We start from the raw sequence: 18998 nt of genomic DNA, 5'->3' as shown, positions 1-18998 counted from the left end.
GTAGACGATCCGACCGGGGCTGTGCGATGACCTTCCTTTCGGACTCACCCACACCTGCAGGAATCGACTTACCAAGCCTGTCCGCGTGGTTCGCGACAGCGTTGCCCGGCTCCGGTGAACTCATCGGCGCGGAGTTGATCACCGGCGGCAAGTCGAACCTCACCTACGAGATCCGCGACGCCACCAGCAGCTGGATCCTCCGCAGACCGCCGCTGGGCCACGTCTTGGCGACGGCACACGATATGGCACGGGAGTATCAGGTCATGTCGGCACTGCGCGAGACCGACGTGCCCGTGCCCGCTGCCTACGCACTGTGCCGGGACGATACCGTTTTGGGTGTCCCGTTCTACGTAATGGAGAAGGTAGCCGGTCGTCCCTTCCGGCACCGCCACGAACTGGAACAGCTCGGGGCGCGCCGTACCAGGACGATCTCCACCGCGCTGGTGGACTCCTTGGCCGCGCTGCATCGGGTGGATCCGGTGGCGGTGGGCCTCGCCGACTTCGGGCGGCCGGACGGATTCCTGGGCCGTCAACTCCGACGGTGGCGCAAGCAACTGGATGCGTCACGGACGCGTGAGCTGCCTGCCGCCGACAGGTTGTACGACCTGCTGGCCTCCGACGTGCCCTCGGACCCCACGCCCGGAATAGTGCACGGCGACTACCGCCTCGACAATCTGCTCATCGATCAATCCGACCGCACCGCCGCGATCATCGACTGGGAGATGGCGACGCTCGGAGCGCCGCTCACCGATCTCGCACTCCTGGTCGTCTACCAACGGCTCGCCCGGATTCCCGAAGGCGCCGCCATAGCCGACGCCTCGCTCGCGGCCGGGTTCCTGTCCGAAACAGAGATCATCCAGCGATACGCCGACAACAGCGATACCGACTTCGCGGGTCTCGGATACTGCCTCGGCCTCGCTGCCTTCAAACTCGCAACGATCGTCGAAGGGATCCACTATCGCCATACCCACGGCCATACCGTCGGAGTCGGCTTTGAACACATCGGACGTGCTACCGAACCACTCCTCGAAATCGGTCTCGGCCTCACCAGGGAGCACTGAACTATCCGAACCGAGTGCCGGTCCGCCGCGGAACGTGGCGGGTGCTGACGTTCCACGGCTGAAATCCGTTGGATATATCGGGCGAGGAGTCGAGGGACCCCGCCGCACGCCGCCTTCGGTGGTCCCCGGAGAGCGGCCGGTTATCCGGGGAATTGGATCGTTGGTAGACGCCGCCATCGGATCGAGTGTCTCATTGCACAACGAACGTGTTCGTCAAAATCTTGTTCGTAACGAACATGTTCGTTACGATCGGATTCGTGAATGAGCATCGAGTTGTCCGCAGCCGCCGGGAGCGCCCAAGCAAGCCGGCGTTGACCCGTGATCGTGTTGTCGCCGCTGCGGTGGCGGTGATGCGGTCTGAGGGTTTGGAGAAACTGACTCTGCGTCGGCTGGCGACTGAGCTCGATACCGGCCCGGCGTCGCTGTATGTGTACTTCCGGAACGTGGCCGATCTGCATGCGGCGGTGCTGGACGAATTGCTCGCCAGAGTCGATCTCGGTCCGGTCGGCGCGCCCGGGGATTGGCGTGACCGCCTCGAAGCGACCCTGTCCTCCTATGTCGGTGTCCTGATGCAGTATCCGTCGTTGGCCCGGTCGGCCCTGCTGACCCGCCCGTCCGGGCCCCACTATCTCGACCTGGTGGAGGCGCTGGTGACGCTGCTGTGTGAGGGCGGCGTCGAAGCGGACAGGGCGGCCTGGGCGGTGGATCTGCTGATGCAGGTTGCCACCGCCACGGGGGCTGAACAGGCCACCCGCCGAGAGAACCCCCGTGATGACGACGAATGGGACGCACTGGTCGCCGCAATCGGGAATGCCGACGTGGGGCGCTACCCGCAGATCCGCGCGCTGGGACAGCTGCTACTGACCGGGACCGGCGCCACCCGCATGCGATGGGCACTGTCGGTCCTGCTCAACGGGATCCTGGCCACCGCGCTACCGGTACCGGATCCGGCTTCGCCATCCGAAATCAACACCAGCGAAGGAGAACGATCATGAGCACCATCAACGAAACCCCGACCCCCGACTCCATCCCTGTTCTCATCATCGGAGGCAGCCTGGTCGGTCTTTCTGCAGCGGTGTTTTTGGCTTGGCGCGGCGTACCCGTCGTGGTTGTCGACAAGCACCGCGGCAGCTCGCCGCATCCGCGGGCGATCGGCTTCACCACCCGCACGGTGGAACACTTCCGGCAGGTCGGGCTCGAGGTTCCGCCCTCGCTGCAGGGTATGAAGCCGCCGCGGCGGGCCCGGGTGGAGAGCCTGACCGGCCGGTGGCTCGAGGAGTACCCGTGGACGCCGGGCGGGAAGGGCGCCTACGGCGCGGAGGACTCGCCGGTGCACGCGATCGCCATCACCCAGGACCGGCTCGAACCCCTCCTGCGGGAGCGGGCGGTCGAGCTCGGCGCGGACCTGCGGCCAGGCACCGAACTGCTCGACTTCGCACAAGACGACGACGGCGTGACCGCCACACTTCGTCGCCGCGACGACGGCCACGAATATCACCTGCGCGCCCAGTACATGGTCGCAGCGGACGGCGCGACCAGCGCCGTGCGCGAGGCCCTGAGCATCGGCCGTCACGGCGCGGGCCCGCTGTCGGTGCAGCGCAGCATCCTGTTCCGTGCGCCCCTGGATGAGTATCTCGAGCACGGCGTGGTCCAGTTCGAGATCGAGCAACCCGACCTGCAGGCATTCCTGACCACCTATTCCGACGGGCGGTGGGTGCTGATGCTCAGCGACGACATCGACCGCGATACCGACGAGCAGATCCGGGTGGTGCAACAGGCGATCGGCCGCACCGACATCCCGATAGAGTTGGTGACCACCGGCCGCTGGGACCTGGCAGGGCTGATCGCCGACCGCTTCTCCGACGGCCGGGTGTTCCTCGCCGGCGACGCCGCCCACCAATTGCCGCCCAACCGTGGCGGATTCGGCGCCAACACCGGTATCGACGACGTCCACAACCTGGCCTGGAAACTCGCCGCCGTGCTGGCCGGCACATCCCGGCCGCGCCTGCTCGACACCTACGACGCCGAACGCCGCCCGACTGCCGAACTGCGCCACGACCAGCTCTTCGCCCGCGCCGACTACAAGGCCTACCTCGAAACTCCGAAGGCGGATGCGCCGGTGCTCGACGACGCCGCCATCGAACTCGGCCAGCTCTACCGCTCCGATGCCGTGATCGGCGCCGGTCCCGAGCTGCCGCGCGCGCAGCGTCCCGACGAATGGGCCGGTCAGCCCGGAACCCGCGCCCCGCACCTGGTCCTCACCGATTCCGACAGCAGCTCGACTCTGGACCTTTTCGGCCATGAATGGGTCGTGATGTCCGAGGACGCCCGTTGGCGCGCGGCCGCCACCACCGCCTCCCAGCAGCTCGATGCCGCGGTCGGGTTCGTCGAGATCGGCACCGACGTCAAGACAGTGGACTCGAATGTCTTCGGCACCGCCTACGGACTCTCCGGCACGGGAGCCTCGCTGGTCCGCCCCGACGGCTACATCGCCTGGCGCGCGGTCACGGCCCCCGAGGACCCTGCCGTTGCGCTGACCCAGGCCCTGGCACAGGTCGACGACACGACCCGTCGTCCCTCGGCGACGAGCCTGTGAGGAGCACGCTCGACCAGCGACTTCCCCACTCGGTCTACACGACCGCCGAGCTCACGTACACCCGGGTTACCCGCCGCTGGTGCGGCCGGCCTGTGACAGGATCTTCGTCGTGCGCGCGGTCTGCCCCGCGGCATTGCCGACAGCGATACCGAGTGCGGACACGATCACGACCCAGGTCCACACCTGCGGCAGATGCGCGATCTCGACCCACTCGTAGGTCTCTTTGACCGCGATCAACGCCGCACCAGTAGAGACGAACATCCACGCGAGCGCGGTGTTGGAAAACGACACCATCCGCTCGACCTCTTCCAACGGCAGCACCTCGAGTGCTCGCCGCTTGATCTGCTCACGCCGCTGGTGATGCTTCCAATACGCCACGGGCGGAACCAGCCACCACCACGCCGAAACGTGCCTACCTGTCATGATCTGTGCAGGCAAGTTTCTGCGATCGGTCAGTCCACGATCCCGCAGCTCCATCGCAGCCTGATACAACGGGCCCGCTACCAGAAGCCACGCACCCAACGCACCCAGGCCCGCGATCACCGAATTGTGCACGCGATCCTCCGATCACCGTCCTCGATGACCATCTTCGACTCCGCCACCAGCGAAACGCTGCTACGACACGAGCTGCACCCCACGGCCCGCGACGACTGCGGGACTGTGGTTGACAGGTGGACGCCCAACTGCTTGAAATGGTCGAACTATACCGACCATGACCCGACCGAACTGAACCTCGAAACCGCTCGCAAGATCTACCCGGTAGGCCGGCACGTGCCTGGCATGGTCGAAAATATCCCCGAGCCGGGCGTCATAGGGTTGTTTGTCGACTTGGGCACGGTTACGCCGCCATGGGGGTTCGTGGATGTACTCCATCTTCCGGACACGCCGCAGCAATGGCCGACTGTCGGTACGATCACCGAGTTCGAGGTCGTCCATCACACCCATGATGGACACCAAGTCAGACTTGTTCCACTCGATCCCGCCTACCGGGCAAGTCCTCGGCCGCCGATACGTGTGCGGCGACTACGCGCAATGAAACGCTCTTTATCGGATGGTAGATAGCTTGGGCCGGCGGGCGCGCCACACCAGGCCGGGCATCGCATGATTCGGCCCGGCCGAGTGGTGCCGGGGTAAGGGTGCCCGAGGTACTCACGTTCAGTAGGGTTGTCCGGGTACCGCGGCACCCACCCCTTGCGAACGAAAGAGTAGAAGCTCACTGACCGGCCGCAGCCCGGTCGACAGCGGTAAGAAAAGGTTGAAGTTTCACGTTGTCTCGGATGCGAATGGAATACCGCTGATAACCGGTGTTTCTGCCGGGAACACAGACGACTTGGTGAGGCTGCCGCCGTTGGTCTCTTCGACCCCGAGGGTGGGTTCTCGGCGAGCAGGCCCAGCGACCGAACCACACGCCGATACCGATCTCACAGCTCTTCACACGGAGCTCCTTCACCTGGACCCGGCGGGTAGCCGGCTAGCGAATGCCATTCGACGCGCGATAGATTCCGTGCTGGACGGAAGCCGCACCGGTCGATTCAACTGGGATCAGCTCAATAAGACCGAAAGAGCCATGCTCGGCACACGGGTCGAGTTCGAAGTACAGCCTGAATTTCGATTCAGTGCGGGCCGAAAGCTCGACTTCGCCTTGGGCGGAATCGAATTTAACATGGGCTACTCCATGCACCGTCTGCTCTGGAAGTTCCCCCCGAGACCCTGGGTTGTATAACGCTGGGGGTCACAGCCGACGACAAGTCCTCCATCTGGAGCGCTGGTCTCATCCGGATCCAGCCCCAGTTGCTGAACCAGGGCAGCAATCGCGACGGCAACAGAACTCTGAGCGGTGCAGGGCGCGATGCTATCCACTGGCTACACCGTGATCAGCCCCTGCCCGAGAACGTGCTCATGCACCTTTCGGCGTTCGACACCGACGCGATCTTTTCGGCCGCAAACGGCCAGCAGCGTGTCAGCGAACTCCTCCGGCGGGCCCAGCGGAGACTGATCAGCCGCACCGCCGTCGCAACAGTGGCGATGCAAGACGACGCAATGAAAAGAGTCCGCCAAGCACGACCGAAGCTCGCCGAAGAGGGCACCCTCATTCTATTAGGCAGTTCATCGAGAGATGTCGAAACCGCCAGTCGATTGGGCATTCCGGTACCCGCACGTGGCCGGTTGGTCACCACAACAGAGTGACCCTCTCCGCGTAGGTCGAGAAAGACGCGGTGTGCGACCGCTGAGACTCTCAGGTCGTCACGGCCGGAGCCAGGACCAATCCCGCAACGGTACCTGCGTGGTTCGTTCTGGTAGAGCTGTCTCGCTGTATTGGAAGGCACAGGATCAGTTGCCGGGCACCGTCCTTGGCGGTGCGAACCGGACCTTCCGCTGGTTGCTTCGATCGTGTGTTGCGGGCTCCCGGTGCGGATGCCGAGGTACCGGGACAGCGCGGCAACCGGACGCGAGGACCCGACCCCGAAGTTGCGGCCGGCGACGATGATGTCTCCGGCCCGGACCTGCTGGGTCCAGCCAGGCCGCAGGTCGTAGAAGACGTTTGTCCAGCTTCGGCCACGGGGAGTTCTATTGCGAAGCCGGGGAACACGGCGTCGGTGGTTTCCGAATCGCCGACGCACCACACTCGGCCTTCGAGAAGTTCGTTCATCATGTAGTCCTCATAGGTCCGTTGACTCGAAATCGGTGGCGCGGCTGACGGCCGGACGTACCTGGTAGCGCTCACCGATCAACCGCCACTCATCGAGTCCGACGATCCGGAACAGCGTGGCCGGCCCATGGTCGGTACCTTCGCGGTCGGCGGGGAAGGTGGCGCCGAGTTCGGAACAGGCAATGCCATTGCCCAGACGGCGGCCCGGCTGTGAACGCTCGGATGGATCGCGACTCGGTAACTCAGTTCCGCTAGGTGATCGGTCGGGATTTCCGTAGTGAGCCACCGGTCACCCGAGCTTTCCCCGAGGCCGATATGTCGATCACTTATCGTGCGCGAAGAGTCACCTGCACGTCAACGCGGTTGTCTACCGCCTCGGCTGCTGGCGCGAGCTGACCGGCTGGGACCCGCGCACCTTCTCCGACCTCACTCACTCACACGGTCGGTCGTGGCGTGCGCTCGCGGATTCCGGTCGGATCCACCGACCCGGTGTTCTTAGCTATCGGGCTCGCGGGTGTCGGCGCGAACTGCGGCGAACTCTCTTGGTGACATCCCGGGGGGTTGACGTGATCCGGGTCACCCGACTACGGTAAAAAACCGTCAGACGGTTTCGAAAACCGTATAGCGGTGTTGGAGGATTGATGGCTGAGCCTGGGGTACGTGTGCTGGGGCGCGCGTGCGACGTACTGGATTGCTTCACCGAAGCCGCGCCTCGTCTCGGGGTGGCGGATATCCGCAGTCGTACCGGTTTGCCCGCGACCACCGTCGCGCGGATCGTGTCGACCCTTCAGCAGGAAGGGCTGCTGGTGCGGGAAGGTGACCTGTACCGTGTCGGCCTGCGGGTTCTCGTATGGAGTGCGCCGGCGCGTTCGGGGTCGAGCCTGCTCGGGATCGCGCAGCCGTTCGTCGAGCAATTGCGTGACGTGACGGGCGAGAGCGCGGGGCTGTACGTGCGGCAGGGTGCCACCCGCGTGGTGGTGGTGTCGGTGTTGTCGAACCACTCCGTGATCTACCGGGGTTACGTGGGCCAGGTTCTCCCACTGCATGCCGGCGCCGCCGGTAAATGTTTCATGGCCTTCGACGACGACGCGCTGGATGCCGCGGTCGGCGCGGGGCTGCAGCGCTACACCGACTCCACGGTGGTCGCACGCAAGGACCTCGACCGGCAGTTGTCCGAGGTGCGTGAACTCGGCTGGGCCTATACCGAGGGCGAACGTGAGGTGGGGCTCAACTCGGTGGCCGCGCCGGTGCCCGGCTTCGGTGGCCGGCCGGAAGCGGTGCTGGCGATCGGCGGTCCGTCGTTCCGGCTGGACCGGGCGGCGGCCGAGCGGGTCGGCCCGATCGTCGCGTCGACGGCGCGGGCCATTGCGGCGCGGATGGGGCATGTTCCGGCCGGGGAGCGCGCAGATGTCTGATGCGCAGCGGCTCGCCGGCCTGTTGCGGCGACCGGGTCTGCTGGTCGCGCCCGGTGTCTACGACGGTCTTTCGGCCGCGATCGCCGCGCGATCCGGGGCGGAAGCGGCCTACGTGTCCGGCGCGGCGGTTTCCGCCGCCGAGGGGCTGCCCGATATCGGGCTCACCACCGTCACGGAGATGGCCCGGGCGATCGCCGTCGCCCGGCGCCACCTGGATGTGCCGGTGATCGCCGACGCCGATACCGGCTTCGGCGACGAGACCAATACCTTCCGTACCGTGCGGACCTACGAGGAGGCCGGCGCGGCCGCGGTCCAGCTCGAGGATCAGGTGTTCCCCAAGCGGTGCGGGCATCTCGACGACAAAAGCCTCATCGACGCCGACGAATTCGCCCGCAAGATCGCGGTGGCGGTGGCCGCGCGGCGCCGGGGCACCCTGATCGTGGCCCGCACCGACGCGATCGCGGTCGAGGGGTTCGACGCGGCGATCGCCCGCGCGCGGCGGTACACCGAGGCCGGGGCCGACGTGCTCTTCGTCGAGGCACCGCAGACCGTCGAACAGGTCGCGGCCATTCCACCGGCGCTCGGGGTGCCGGTGATCTTCAATATCGTTCCCGGCGGGAAGTCGCCGGAGGTGTCGCGGGAGCAGCTCGCGGAGTTCGGGTATGCCGGCGCCATCCTGCCGGGGGCGGCCGTCGGGGCCGCGTTCGCCGCCATCTCCCGGGCCATGGCCGATATCGCCGCCGGTGGTCTACCGGCCGGACCTGCCGCCGGACCGCGCGCCCTGTTCGAGGCCGTCGGCCTCGACGAGTGGACCGCCCGCCGCACTGTGCCGGAGCCGAGCCATGCCTGACACGATCATCGAGAAGATCCTCGCCCGCTCGGCGGGCCTCGACCGGGTGGAACCGGGACAGATCGTCACCAGTGATGTCGATATGACGGTGGTGATCGACGTTCAGTTCGCCCAGGACCGGCTCGCGGACGTCCGGGCGGTGCACGATCCGGACAAGGTCGCGGTGGTACTCGACCACGCGGTCCCGGCGCCCACCCCGCGCGACGCCGGCCACGGCGCCAAGGCGCGGGCTTTCGTCGCCAAACACGGAATCGACCGGTTCTACGATGTCGGACGCCACGGCATCGTCCACCAGGTGCTCGCCGAGCAGGGGCTGGTACTGCCGGGAACCGTGGTGTGCTGCACCGATTCCCATACCTGTGCGGGCGGCGCGTTGAACTCCGCCGCGCGGGGGCTTGGCCCGCTGGAGATCCTGCAGATGGTGTGCACCGGCCGCACCTGGTATCGCGTACCGCCGACGATCCGGTACGAACTCGTCGGGACGAAACCCGCGCATATCAACGGTAAGGACATCTTCCTGGCGATCTCCGGCAAGTACGGCGACGCCACCGACCACGCGCTCGAGTTCGGCGGGCCCGGGCTCGCCTCGGTGCCGATATCGGATCGCCGGACCATCGCGACCCAGGGCGCGGAAATCGGCGCGGATTTCACGGTTTTCCCCTGCGACGCGGTCACCGAGGAGTTCCTGGCCGAGGTCGCACCGGGGGCTGCCTACGAGCCGGGCAACCCCGACCCGGACGCGGTATACGCCGAGGTGCGAACCGTCGACCTCGCGGCGATCGAACCGATGGTGGGCCTGCCCGGCACCGTGATCAACAACGCGGTACCGCTCAGCGGCCTCGAACGCACCCGGATCGACCAAGCGTTCATCGGATCCTGCGCCAACGGGCAGCTCGCCGATCTGGCGGTCGCGGCACGCATCGTGGCAGGGCGCCGCGTCGCACCGGGGGTGCGGCTCATCGTCACCCCGGCGTCGCAGCAGGTGTATCTGGAGGCCGTCCGGCGCGGATATGTCGCCACGCTCGTCGAAGCGGGCGCGGTGGTGACGAACTCCACCTGCGGGGCCTGTTTCGGCTACCACATGGGTGTGCTCGCCCCCGGCGAAGTCTGCGTCACCTCGAGCACCCGGAATTTCCGCGGCCGGATGGGCAGCACCGAGGCCGAGGTCTATATGGCCTCACCCGCCACCGTCGCAGCCTCGGCTTTGACCGGGTACATCGCGGGACCGGACCAGTTAGCGGAGGTAGCGGCATGAGCGGGTCAGGGCCGGAGGCGGCAGCGGAGCGTAACCACGTAGGCCCTCCGCTCATGCCCAGTGGACACAGCATGAGCGGTTCAGGGCCGGAGGCGAATTCGCCTTTGCGGGTTCGTGGGCGGGCGTGGGTTTTCGGGGACGAGATCAATACCGACGATATGTACCCGGGGTTCGCGATGAAACTGTCCGTGCCCGAGGCGGCGCGGTACATGTTCGACGCCACCCGGCCGGGATGGCCGGAGCTCGTGCAACCGGGCGACATCGTGGTGGCGGGGCGGAATTTCGGCCTGGGGTCGAGCCGGCCGTGTGCCGAATTGTTCACCCATCTGGGCGTCTCGTGTCTGGTGGCGGAGCAGTACAACTCGCTGTTCCACCGCAATGCCCTCAACTACGGGCTGCCGGCGCTCACCGTGCCGGACGCGCGGTCGCTGATCACCGAGGGAGATGTTCTCGCGATCGACGCAGTGACGGGCATGGTGAGCAACGAGACCCGGGGGACCGAGCACCGGATCGAACCGCTGCCCGAATTCGTCGTGGAGCTCATCGCCGGTGGTGGGCTGATCAACCGCCTGGAGGCAGGCGGCTTCCTGGATCGCAACGACGCGACCAGTAGTGCAGGAGAAAGATTATGAAGAGCAGAACCGCTCTGATCGCCGGTGCGGCGGCGGCCGCCCTGATGCTGAGCGCATGCAGCGGAAGCGGCGGCGCCGCGGATGCGACGTCGTTCGATATCGCCGTCAGCAATGCCTCGGAGCCGTATTCGATTCCTTGGCTGGTCGGTAAGGACCAAGGGTTCTTCGAGAAGCGCGGGGTGACCATCGGCGAGATCGTCCCCGGCAAGGGCGGCGGTACCACCGTCCGCAATATGCTCAGCGGTGATCTGCCCATCGCCGATGTCGGCTTCACATCCGTGCTGGAATCCAGCGAGGCGGGCGCTCCGCTGGCTGTCGTGGGGGGTGCGACGCAGAGCGTGTACGGCCTCGACTTCTATGCGTTGGACAGCAATACGCAGGTGCGCGGCATCACCGATATCGGAAAGTGGGCCTACACCAACCCGCAGTCGGTGACCCAAGCCCTGACCCATATCCTGCCCGAGACCGCGGGCGCGACCCAGCCGATCGAGCGGACCTCCTCGGGTGGTGTCGGTGAGGGCGTCGCGCTGCTGGAGGCCGGCGATGTCGATGTGGCCGTCGTCCCGCCCTCGGTCGTGGCGAAAACCGATAAGTTCCGGGTGGTCGTGTCCAGCGCCGATCATCTGAAGAAGTTCCAGCAGAGCGTGATCACCACGACTCCCGAATTCGCCGAACGGAACCCGGATACGGTGCGGGCGGTGGTCGCGGGCTATGCGGACGCGGTCGCGTTCATCCGCGAGAACCCGGACCGGGCCGCGCAACTGTACGCCGAGTACATCGATATCGACGTGCAGCATGCGGCCGCGATCGTCGGTAAGGCGATCCAGTACGACAACTGGAACGCGGGGTTCGATCCCGAAGCGATCGCGCAGGCCGTCGACGCCCAGCGCATGGTGATGGATCGCACCGACCTCGAATTCTGCGGGCTGTTCCAGACCACGTTCCTCCTGGAGAACCTCTCCGCCGCTCTTCCGGCCGAATGCGAGTGAGGCGATGAATACCCAGACAGCGCAGCGGCGCGACAGCGCCACCACGACCGCGGTACCGATCGTGCGGGTCACGGGGGTGGAGCAGCATTTCGGCCCGGTCCATGCACTCGGACCCGTCGATCTCACCATCGGGCGCGGCGAATTCGTCTCGATCGTCGGGCCCAGTGGCTGCGGCAAATCGACATTGCTCGAAATCATCGGGGCACTTCAGGATCCCGCGCGCGGCTCCGTCGAGGTGGACGGTGCACCGCTGACAGGTCCGCGCCGGCGCACGGCGATCGTCTTCCAGGAATCCGCGACGCTGCCGTGGCGGACGGTTCTCGACAATGTCGCCTTCGCGCTCGAGGTGCGCGGGATGGGCCGTAAGGAGCGGCGGGAACGCGCCCGGGAACTGGTGGAGATCGTCGGACTGGGTGGTTTCGAGGACCACTATCCGGCGCAATTGTCCGGCGGTATGCGCCAGCGCGTCGCCATGGCGCGGGCGATGTCGACCGACCCGGATCTGATCCTCGCCGACGAACCGTTCGGCGCGCTCGACGAGCAGACCCGCATGCTGATGGCCGAGGAACTGCTGCGCGTGGTCGAGCAGATCGGCTGCGGGGTGCTGTTCATCACGCACAGCATCCAGGAAGCGGTGCTGCTCTCGGACCGGGTGCTGGTGATGGGCCGCCGGCCGGGCACGTTCATCGACGAGGTGCCCATCGCGCTGCCCCGGCCGCGTGCGCATGCCGCACTGTCGGAACCGTCCGCGACGGCGGCGCAGGAACGGATCTGGGCGCAGATCCGCAATGAGGCCGAGGCGGCGATGGTGGCGAAGAGGAGCGCGCGATGAGGGCGCGCTCGTCTGTTGTCCCGTCCTATGTGCGGCCCGCGCCGCGCCGGGTATCCGGATTGCCATCCCCGGCTTGGACATTCGTGCTGGTCGTCGCAGCTGTTGCCGCGGTGGAGGGGTACGCGCGGTCCGGTGCCGTTTCGCGGCTGGATCTCATTCCGGTGAGTGACATGGTGGTGCGGGCGGTCGAACTGCTCGGCAATCGTGATTTCGTCGTCGACGCGCTGCTGCGCAGTGTGCTGCTCATCTGCGCGAGCTTCGCCGCTTCGGCGGTTGCCGGGGTGGGCACGGCCTACGTCATGGCCCGGTCCCGCTGGGTGCATCGCGCCGTCACGCCGTATGTCAATGTGTTCTACGCGCTGCCGATCTTCGCGCTCTACCCGGTGCTGGTGGTGATGTTCGGGACCGGTGTCGTTCCCATCATCCTGCTGGCCACGCTGTTCAGTGTCGTCATCGTTATCTCGCATGCGCTGGTGGGGTTCGAATCGACGCCGCCCATCGTCACAAAACTCGCCTGGTCGCTGGAGATGTCGCGGTCACAGCAGTTGCGCAAGATCCTGCTGCCGGCGGCGCTCCCGGACATCCTGGCGGGGCTGAAACTCGGATTAGGGTACGCGATCATCGCCGTTCTCGCCACGGAGTTCATCCTCGCGACAACGGGGCTGGGCCAGGTGGTCAACCGGGCCTACAACAACTTCGACACCGTCGATATGTACGCCGGCATCGTCTTCGTCAGCGTTTTCGCGCTACTGGCGAATCTCGCGCTGGGTGCCGCGTTGAGCGCGTTCGATTGGCGGCGGCGATGAGCGCGGGCGCCGCACCGGCGGCTCGTCTACGTTCGGTACTGCGCGCCGGGGGACCCGCGTGGGTTCCGCCCTTGGTGCTGGCCGTCGCCCTCGTGGTGGTGTGGACCATGACCGCGGCTGTGGCCGGCAGCGCCGTCTATCCCGGGCCGGGGGAGGCGCTCACCAGCCTGTGGTCCGATATCCGGGACGCGCGGTTCCTGGGCAGTGTCGCCGATACCGCTCGCGTCCTGCTGCTGTCTTACGCGGCGGCCGTTGTCGTGGGGTCGGTGGCCGGCATGCTGCTCGGGCTGAGCGCGTTCTGGTCACGGGCGGTGCTCCCCGTGGTGTACGCGCTCAACAGCGTGCCGAAGATCGTCCTGTATCCGATCTTCCTGCTCTTCCTGGGTATCGGCGATCTCAGCCGCGGGTCGTTCGCGTTCGTCTCGGGTGTGCTGCCGATGTTTCTGATCATGGTGGAGGCGACCGCCGGGGTGAGCCGGCTGCATCTGAAGATGTCGGCGAGCCTGGGTATGTCGCGGGTGTCGCTGCTGCGGCGGATCGTGGTGCCGAGCGTGCTGCCCTCCCTGGCCTCGGGCATGCGGTTGTGTTTCGGCCTCACCCTGATCGGGCTGCTGCTCGCCGAGATGTTCTCCGGATCGTCCGGATTGGGCTACGAGCTGCTGCGCAATCTGTCGCTGGCCCGGGTGGAGAACATTATCGGCCAGGTGATTCTGATCGGCGTCCTCGCACTCGTCCCGACCTTGGCTCTGCAACAGCTCGAATCCCGTATCCGCAACCGTTACGAGGTGACCGTATGACCGCCGCCCGGATCGATATGAACCCGCCGACCGATCCGCAGGGTGTGACCGGTCACCTGGCGACGTGGATCGCCGAGCTGGACTACGACGATATCCCCGAGGTGGTGCGCGAGCGGGCGCGGTACCTACTGCTCGACGGGCTGGTCTGCGCGCTGGTCGGGGCCCGGCTCCCGTGGTCGGCGCGGGCGGTCGAGGCGGTACTGCGGCTCGAGGGTGCGGGCGAGGTCCCGGTGCTCGGCTGGGGGATCACCACCTCCGGCCCGGCCGCGTGCCTGTTGAACGGCACCTTCATCCAGGGTTTCGAGCTGGACGATTACCACGTGCGCGCGCCGCTGCACAGCAATTCGCTGGTTGTGCCCAGTGCCGTCAGCACCCTCGCGGCCCTCGACCACGCGGTGCCGGGCCGGGACCTGCTCACCGCGCTGATCGCCGGTTACGAGGTGGGCCCGCGGGTGGGCCTGGCCTTGCACGGCGCCGAAATGTTGTCCCGTGGGTGGCATTCCGGGGCGGTGTTCGGTACCCATGCGAGTGCCGCGACGTCGGCGTGGTTGCGGCGGCTCGATCCCGCGCGGGTCGAGGACGCCCTCGGGCTGGCCGGAACGCAGTCGGCCGGGCTGATGGCTGCCCAGTACGAAGCCATGTCCAAACGGATGCACCACGGATTCTCGGCCCGCAACGGTCTGTACGCGGCGGCGCTGGCCGAGGCCGGTTACACCGGGATCAAACGGGTCTACGAACGCGAATACGGCGGCTTCCTGACTACCTTCGGCGAGGGCCACGATCCGCGCGCCGACCTGATCACCAGTGGGCTGGGGGAGGACTGGGTGCTCATGGATACCGGTGTGAAGGCCTACGCCGCGATGGCCGCCACCCACGCGCCCATCGACTGCGCACTGGCGGCACGGGCCCGCGGAATCACCGCCGCGGATATCGAATCCCTCGCGGTGGAGGTTTCGCATGCCGCCTACCACCACGGCTGGTGGCAGCCCGAGGCGCCGCTGGAGACAATCGGTGCCCAGATGAACATCGGCTACACCGTGGCCGTGGCCCTGCTCGACGGCCAGGTGCTCGCCGAACAGTTCACCCGCGACCGGATCTCCGCCACCGACGTCTGGTCCCTGCTCGGCCGCATCGAGGTGCACCACTGCCCGGACTTCGACAGTCCCAGTGACCGTTTCCGAACCCGCATGCGCCTCGGACTGCGTGGTGGCGAGGCAGTGGAGATCGAAGTCGACGGCCCCCTGGGCGGCCCGACGCGACCACTTCCGAACGCCGAGGTGGTGACGAAGGCCCGCCGCCTCGCCGAATCCATCGATATCGCCGACCGGTGGGAGCGCATCGAGCACCTGGTACTGGACCTCGACGCGCTGCCGGACGCCTTCGTACTGGTCGACGAGCTGGCACCCGGTGTCCCGGCGCTCCCCATCACGCTCTGACCCGAGAGGACATATTCCATGACGAATCTCGCCGAGCTGCTGAGCTCGACCGCCGCGCAGTTCCCCGGCCGCACGGTGCTCGTGCTCGGTGACCGCCGGATCACCTACGCCGAGCTCGACGCCGCCTCGAACCAGGTGGCCGATCTGCTCGCCGCCGAAAATGTGCGCCCCGGAGACAAGGTCGCGCTCACCTATCCCAACCTCCCGGAATTCACGATCATCTACTTCGGCGTCCTCAAGGCAGGCGCCACCGTCGTGCCGTTGAACGTGCTGCTCAAGCCCCGCGAAATCGCCTACCATCTCCGCGATTCCGACGCCGTCGCCTACTTCGCGTTCGAGGGCGGCCCCGAACTCCCGATCGGCGAAGCGGCCGTGGCAGCGTTCGAAGAGACCGACGGTTGCCGGTCACTGTTCGTGGTCCCGGCCGCGGGACCCCCACAGTGGGCGGACCGGCCCGTCGATTTCGCGCCGGCCGAGGTGGACGACGACGACACCGCGGTGATCCTCTACACCTCGGGCACCACGGGCCGGCCGAAAGGCGCACAGCTGCGGCACCGCAATATGCGCGCCAACGCCCTCGCCGGTGAGGACCTGTTCGCCGCCGACCCGCAGCACCCCGACACCTACCTGGGTGTGCTGCCGCTGTTCCACGCCTTCGGGCAAACCGTCGTCCAGAACGGCGCGATCGCCTTCGGCGCGACCCTCGTGCTGCTGCCCCGATTCGACCCGGCAGCCGCCCTCGACCTCATGCGCAAGGAGACCGTGACCTTCTTCGCCGGCGTCCCCACCATGTACTGGAGCCTGCTCGGCGCCCTCGACGACACCGTGGACGTGGCGGCGCTCGCCGCCCACCTGCGGATCGCCGTCGCCGGCGGTTCGGCATTACCGGGCCAGGTGCACGAGGACTTCCGGACCCGGTTCGGCGTCACGATCCTCGAAGGCTACGGCCTATCGGAAACCTCGCCGGTGGCGTCGTTCTCGGTGTACGGGCAACCCCCGCGGGTGGGGTCGATCGGGGTGCCGATCCCGGGCGTCGAGATGCGGCTGATCGGCGACGACTGGTCGGAGGTGCCCGCGGGCCCCGACGCGCTCGGTGAGATCGCGATCAAAGGCCACAACGTGATGAAGGGCTACTACGGCCGGCCGGAGGCGACCGATGAGGTGCTCCGCGACGGCTGGTTCCGGACCGGTGACCTCGCCAGGAAAGACGCCGGCGGTTTCTACTACATCGTCGACCGTGCCAAGGACATGATCATCCGCGGCGGCTTCAATGTGTATCCGCGGGAAATCGAGGAACTGCTGATGACGCATCCGGCGGTCTCCCTAATCGCGGTGCTCGGCGTCCCGCACAATTCGCACGGCGAGGAGATCAAGGCCGTGGTCGTCAAGAACAAAGGCCACGACGACGTCACCGAGCACGATCTGGTCGCCTGGGCCAAAGAGCAGCTGGCGGCCTACAAGTACCCGCGGATCGTCGAATTCCGCGACGCCCTGCCGATGACCGCCACCGGCAAGATCCGCAAACGCGATATCTGACCTCCGGCCGGCGACCGCGGCCTCGCATTCCCGACCCCGGCAAGGTCACTCCTCGCGTGCTGGGGGTCGACGACTTTGCGCTGCGTCGCGGGCATCATTACGGCACGTTCCTGATCGACATCGAAAACCGACGGCCGGTCGACGTGCTCGCCGACCGCGCCGCCGAAACCCTGGCCGGCTGGCTACGCGCGCATCCCGGCGTCGAGATCGTATCCCGGGACCGTGCCGGCGCCTACGCCGAAGGCGTGACCGTCGGAGCACCGGATGCGCTGCAGTCGCGGACCGATGGCATGTCTGGCACAACCTCGGCGAAGCGGTCGAACGTGTGGTCGCCCCTCACCGCATGTGCTTGGGCGCCGCCACCGATCGATACTGATGCAACACCAGCGGTCGTCGACTTGCCGCAGCCACCGCAGAGTTGGGTGAGCGAACGCTCACCGGCGAGGACGGACAAGTGGGCGGTTCGGACCCGGGAATGTTACGCCGCGGTCCACACGCTGCTCGGTGAGGGGTTGAGCCTGCGGGCCATCGGGGTCCGGCTCGGTCTTGCCCGGGGAACCGTTCGCCGTTTTGCCCGTGCCCGGTCGAAGGCCACGTCAATCGCATCAAAATGATCAAACGCCAGATGTTCGGACGCGCGATCCCCCGACCTGCTCTGGAAACGAATTCTGCTGAGCGACCAGAGCGTGTTTTATAAGCCGCGGCCTGATAGCCACAGGTTGATCGCGGCGACACGGACGGCGGCCAGGTAGCGGACGGCGAGTTTGTCATACCGGGTGGCCACTGCCCGGTGCTGTTTGAGGCGGTTGATCGTGCATTCCACGGCGTGCCGCAGGGCGTAGAGACCATGCTCGAACGCGGGCGGTCGCCCACCGGCCTGGCTTTTGGTCGCGCGATTCGCGGCCTGATCCGCCTTGATCGGGATAGTTGCCTTGATCCCGCGTCGCCGCAGGTAAGCACGGTTGGCCGCCGAAGAATTGGCTTTGTCGGCCAGGACCCGATCCGGCCGTGACCGGGTACCACCGACCCCGAGCCGCGGCACCCGGATCTCGCCGAGCACGGTCGTGAACTGCGGGCAATCGGCCCACTGAGCAGGCGTGAGCTGCTCGACCCCGACGATGTTGCCGCTGGACATGTGACGCGGATGAAGCGCGCACCGGCCCAGCGCATCGTTCGAGCCCAGCGGCCGGCGCACCCCGCGATCGTCTCCGTGGCGACCTTCACCGAAGCACAATTGATTCGGCGTCGGCGCGCCGGCACAGGCAACCGGGCCTGGGCCGCCCTCGAACGCACCCGCCACGGCAGCGGACGACGCGTCTATCTGCTCAGTGGGCTGCTGCGTTGCGATGGGTGTGGTCGCAAGATGCAGGCCGAACTGGTCCGCGACAGCGTGTACTACCGCTGCCGCGCGAAACGCTCGCCCCCGGCAGCGCGGCTCTCGAGGAGCATCCCCGCACGGTGAACCTGCGTGAAGACCTCGTCACCGACCGCATCGATGCCTGGCTTGCCGGCCTGTTCGATCGTGAGCGCCGGGCGAGTACCAGCGCCGTGCTGCTCGCTGCCCACAATGACGACACCACTGACATTCAGCGGCAGAGTTTGCGACAGCGTGTCCTCGACGCCGAGTCCCGTCTGGCTCGGCATCTGGCCGCCATCGAGGCAGGTGTTGACCCGCAGGCGTTGGTGGTGGCGATGAACACCGCGCAAGCCGACAAGGCCGCTGCCGAAGCCGAGCTCAATGGGCTACCCAAGGTACGACGGTTCACCGAAACAGAGATCCGCAAGCTCGTCGACGCACTCGGCGACATCAGAGCGGTACTTACCGCTGGTCACCCAACAGATAAGGCCCAGCTCTATCAGAGTCTGGGCCTTCAGGCGAGATACCAACACCTACGCAATCGCGTAATCGTTGGTGCCACCCCCTTGTGGGGTTAACACTGGTGTCCGGAGGGGGAGTCGACCATTACGTCCACGCTCTCAAAGAGCGCCGCCTGATTTACATTTAGAGGACGTCTTACGTGGTGAGTTTCTTGTAGCAGGTGAGAGCTGCGGCGAGTTGTAGAAATGCTGCGAAGAGGTGGCCGTGTCGTTCGTAGCGGATCGTCAGGCGCCGGTATCCGGTCAACCACGCAATGGTCCGTTC

General features: G+C 66.7%; 19 protein-coding genes and 2 pseudogenes. 18 read left to right on the top strand and 3 right to left on the bottom strand.

Annotation, left to right across the window (positions count from 1 at the left end; genetic code table 11):
* Positions 1 to 26 precede the first annotated feature (26 nt).
* From QH196_RS07415 to QH196_RS07405, 3 genes are all read left to right on the top strand, one after another.
* Entirely contained in the window at positions 27 to 1061 is a 1035-nt protein-coding gene (locus tag QH196_RS07415) for a phosphotransferase family protein (protein ID WP_280415009.1), read from the top strand.
* Positions 1062 to 1318: 257 nt separating this feature from the next.
* Entirely contained in the window at positions 1319 to 2056 is a 738-nt protein-coding gene (locus QH196_RS07410; RefSeq protein ID WP_280415008.1) for a TetR/AcrR family transcriptional regulator, read from the top strand.
* Complete coding sequence (locus QH196_RS07405; RefSeq protein WP_280415007.1) at positions 2053 to 3657, top strand: FAD-dependent monooxygenase; 1605 nt, start codon at positions 2053 to 2055, stop codon at positions 3655 to 3657. The genes QH196_RS07410 and QH196_RS07405 overlap by 4 nt, the downstream gene beginning before the upstream one ends.
* A 66-nt stretch (positions 3658 to 3723) precedes the next feature.
* Here QH196_RS07405 and QH196_RS07400 read toward each other — a convergent pair whose 3' ends face one another.
* Positions 3724 to 4212: a hypothetical protein gene (locus QH196_RS07400; RefSeq protein ID WP_280415006.1), complete on the bottom strand. Its 489-nt coding sequence runs from the start codon at positions 4210 to 4212 to the stop codon at positions 3724 to 3726.
* A 24-nt stretch (positions 4213 to 4236) separates the two neighbouring features.
* Between QH196_RS07400 and QH196_RS07395 the strand changes: the two genes are divergently transcribed.
* The 13 genes and pseudogenes from QH196_RS07395 to QH196_RS07335 all read left to right on the top strand — a co-directional run bounded on the left by QH196_RS07395 (position 4237) and on the right by QH196_RS07335 (position 17469).
* Entirely contained in the window at positions 4237 to 4719 is a 483-nt protein-coding gene (locus tag QH196_RS07395) for a hypothetical protein (protein ID WP_280415005.1), read from the top strand.
* 271 nt (positions 4720 to 4990) lie between these two features.
* Positions 4991 to 5844, top strand: a pseudogene (locus tag QH196_RS32495) (NaeI family type II restriction endonuclease).
* A 1104-nt stretch (positions 5845 to 6948) separates the two neighbouring features.
* Positions 6949 to 7722 carry an IclR family transcriptional regulator gene (locus QH196_RS07385; RefSeq protein WP_280415004.1) on the top strand — a complete coding sequence of 258 codons (774 nt, stop codon included), beginning with the start codon at positions 6949 to 6951 and terminating at the stop codon, positions 7720 to 7722.
* Positions 7715 to 8572, top strand: a complete 858-nt coding sequence (locus QH196_RS07380) for an isocitrate lyase/PEP mutase family protein (protein WP_280415003.1) — start codon at positions 7715 to 7717, stop codon at positions 8570 to 8572. The genes QH196_RS07385 and QH196_RS07380 overlap by 8 nt, the downstream gene beginning before the upstream one ends.
* Entirely contained in the window at positions 8565 to 9827 is a 1263-nt protein-coding gene (locus QH196_RS07375; protein WP_280415002.1) for a 3-isopropylmalate dehydratase large subunit, read from the top strand. The genes QH196_RS07380 and QH196_RS07375 overlap by 8 nt, the downstream gene beginning before the upstream one ends.
* 71 nt (positions 9828 to 9898) lie before the next feature.
* Positions 9899 to 10459 carry a 3-isopropylmalate dehydratase gene (locus tag QH196_RS07370; protein ID WP_280415001.1) on the top strand — a complete coding sequence of 187 codons (561 nt, stop codon included), beginning with the start codon at positions 9899 to 9901 and terminating at the stop codon, positions 10457 to 10459.
* Positions 10456 to 11448 carry an ABC transporter substrate-binding protein gene (locus tag QH196_RS07365; RefSeq protein ID WP_280415000.1) on the top strand — a complete coding sequence of 331 codons (993 nt, stop codon included), beginning with the start codon at positions 10456 to 10458 and terminating at the stop codon, positions 11446 to 11448. Before QH196_RS07370 ends, QH196_RS07365 begins: the two co-directional genes overlap by 4 nt.
* Positions 11449 to 11452: 4 nt before the next feature.
* Complete coding sequence (locus QH196_RS07360; protein ID WP_280414999.1) at positions 11453 to 12280, top strand: ABC transporter ATP-binding protein; 828 nt, start codon at positions 11453 to 11455, stop codon at positions 12278 to 12280.
* Positions 12277 to 13086 (top strand): ABC transporter permease, encoded by an 810-nt coding sequence (locus QH196_RS07355; protein WP_280414998.1) that lies wholly within the window; start codon positions 12277 to 12279, stop codon positions 13084 to 13086. The genes QH196_RS07360 and QH196_RS07355 overlap by 4 nt, the downstream gene beginning before the upstream one ends.
* A complete protein-coding gene (locus tag QH196_RS07350) occupies positions 13083 to 13883 on the top strand; it encodes an ABC transporter permease (protein ID WP_280414997.1) in 801 nt (266 codons plus the stop codon). The genes QH196_RS07355 and QH196_RS07350 overlap by 4 nt, the downstream gene beginning before the upstream one ends.
* Positions 13880 to 15319, top strand: coding sequence for an MmgE/PrpD family protein (locus tag QH196_RS07345; protein ID WP_280414996.1), 1440 nt, complete (start codon positions 13880 to 13882; stop codon positions 15317 to 15319). The genes QH196_RS07350 and QH196_RS07345 overlap by 4 nt, the downstream gene beginning before the upstream one ends.
* Before the next feature lie 18 nt (positions 15320 to 15337).
* Positions 15338 to 16855, top strand: coding sequence for a long-chain-fatty-acid--CoA ligase (locus QH196_RS07340; protein WP_280414995.1), 1518 nt, complete (start codon positions 15338 to 15340; stop codon positions 16853 to 16855).
* A gap of 56 nt (positions 16856 to 16911) precedes the next feature.
* Positions 16912 to 17469: a transposase gene (locus QH196_RS07335; RefSeq protein WP_280414994.1), complete on the top strand. Its 558-nt coding sequence runs from the start codon at positions 16912 to 16914 to the stop codon at positions 17467 to 17469.
* Between the two features lie 77 nt (positions 17470 to 17546).
* Here QH196_RS07335 and QH196_RS07330 read toward each other — a convergent pair whose 3' ends face one another.
* Positions 17547 to 17990, bottom strand: coding sequence for a transposase (locus QH196_RS07330; protein ID WP_280414993.1), 444 nt, complete (start codon positions 17988 to 17990; stop codon positions 17547 to 17549).
* A gap of 9 nt (positions 17991 to 17999) precedes the next feature.
* Between QH196_RS07330 and QH196_RS07325 the strand changes: the two genes are divergently transcribed.
* Positions 18000 to 18317 carry a zinc ribbon domain-containing protein gene (locus tag QH196_RS07325; RefSeq protein WP_280414992.1) on the top strand — a complete coding sequence of 106 codons (318 nt, stop codon included), beginning with the start codon at positions 18000 to 18002 and terminating at the stop codon, positions 18315 to 18317.
* The gene (locus QH196_RS07320; protein WP_280414991.1) at positions 18314 to 18790 is read left to right on the top strand and encodes a hypothetical protein; all 477 of its coding nucleotides are present in this window, start codon (positions 18314 to 18316) and stop codon (positions 18788 to 18790) included. Before QH196_RS07325 ends, QH196_RS07320 begins: the two co-directional genes overlap by 4 nt.
* A 79-nt stretch (positions 18791 to 18869) precedes the next feature.
* Here QH196_RS07320 and QH196_RS32490 read toward each other — a convergent pair.
* Positions 18870 to 18998 (bottom strand): annotated as a pseudogene (locus QH196_RS32490) (transposase); the annotation flags it as partial.

This window comes from Nocardia carnea (assembly GCF_029868325.1).
GTDB classification, from domain to species: Bacteria; Actinomycetota; Actinomycetes; order Mycobacteriales; family Mycobacteriaceae; genus Nocardia; species Nocardia carnea_C.
The sequence above is the reverse complement of the archived record's forward strand: the minus strand, read 5'-3'. Positions and strand labels throughout refer to the sequence as shown.

Excerpts from the sequence above, each read along its gene's own strand:
- QH196_RS07415 (WP_280415009.1), top strand. The coding sequence starts at position 27 with ATGACCTTCCTTTCGGACTCACCCACACCTGCAGGAATCGACTTACCA.
- QH196_RS07405 (WP_280415007.1), top strand. The coding sequence starts at position 2,053 with ATGAGCACCATCAACGAAACCCCGACCCCCGACTCCATCCCTGTTCTC.
- QH196_RS07395 (WP_280415005.1), top strand. The coding sequence starts at position 4,237 with ATGACCATCTTCGACTCCGCCACCAGCGAAACGCTGCTACGACACGAG.
- QH196_RS07385 (WP_280415004.1), top strand. The coding sequence starts at position 6,949 with ATGGCTGAGCCTGGGGTACGTGTGCTGGGGCGCGCGTGCGACGTACTG.
- QH196_RS07380 (WP_280415003.1), top strand. The coding sequence starts at position 7,715 with ATGTCTGATGCGCAGCGGCTCGCCGGCCTGTTGCGGCGACCGGGTCTG.
- QH196_RS07375 (WP_280415002.1), top strand. The coding sequence starts at position 8,565 with ATGCCTGACACGATCATCGAGAAGATCCTCGCCCGCTCGGCGGGCCTC.
- QH196_RS07370 (WP_280415001.1), top strand. The coding sequence starts at position 9,899 with ATGAGCGGTTCAGGGCCGGAGGCGAATTCGCCTTTGCGGGTTCGTGGG.
- QH196_RS07365 (WP_280415000.1), top strand. The coding sequence starts at position 10,456 with ATGAAGAGCAGAACCGCTCTGATCGCCGGTGCGGCGGCGGCCGCCCTG.
- QH196_RS07360 (WP_280414999.1), top strand. The coding sequence starts at position 11,453 with ATGAATACCCAGACAGCGCAGCGGCGCGACAGCGCCACCACGACCGCG.
- QH196_RS07355 (WP_280414998.1), top strand. The coding sequence starts at position 12,277 with ATGAGGGCGCGCTCGTCTGTTGTCCCGTCCTATGTGCGGCCCGCGCCG.
- QH196_RS07350 (WP_280414997.1), top strand. The coding sequence starts at position 13,083 with ATGAGCGCGGGCGCCGCACCGGCGGCTCGTCTACGTTCGGTACTGCGC.
- QH196_RS07345 (WP_280414996.1), top strand. The coding sequence starts at position 13,880 with ATGACCGCCGCCCGGATCGATATGAACCCGCCGACCGATCCGCAGGGT.
- QH196_RS07340 (WP_280414995.1), top strand. The coding sequence starts at position 15,338 with ATGACGAATCTCGCCGAGCTGCTGAGCTCGACCGCCGCGCAGTTCCCC.
- QH196_RS07330 (WP_280414993.1), bottom strand. The coding sequence starts at position 17,990 with ATGTCCAGCGGCAACATCGTCGGGGTCGAGCAGCTCACGCCTGCTCAG.
- QH196_RS07325 (WP_280414992.1), top strand. The coding sequence starts at position 18,000 with ATGAAGCGCGCACCGGCCCAGCGCATCGTTCGAGCCCAGCGGCCGGCG.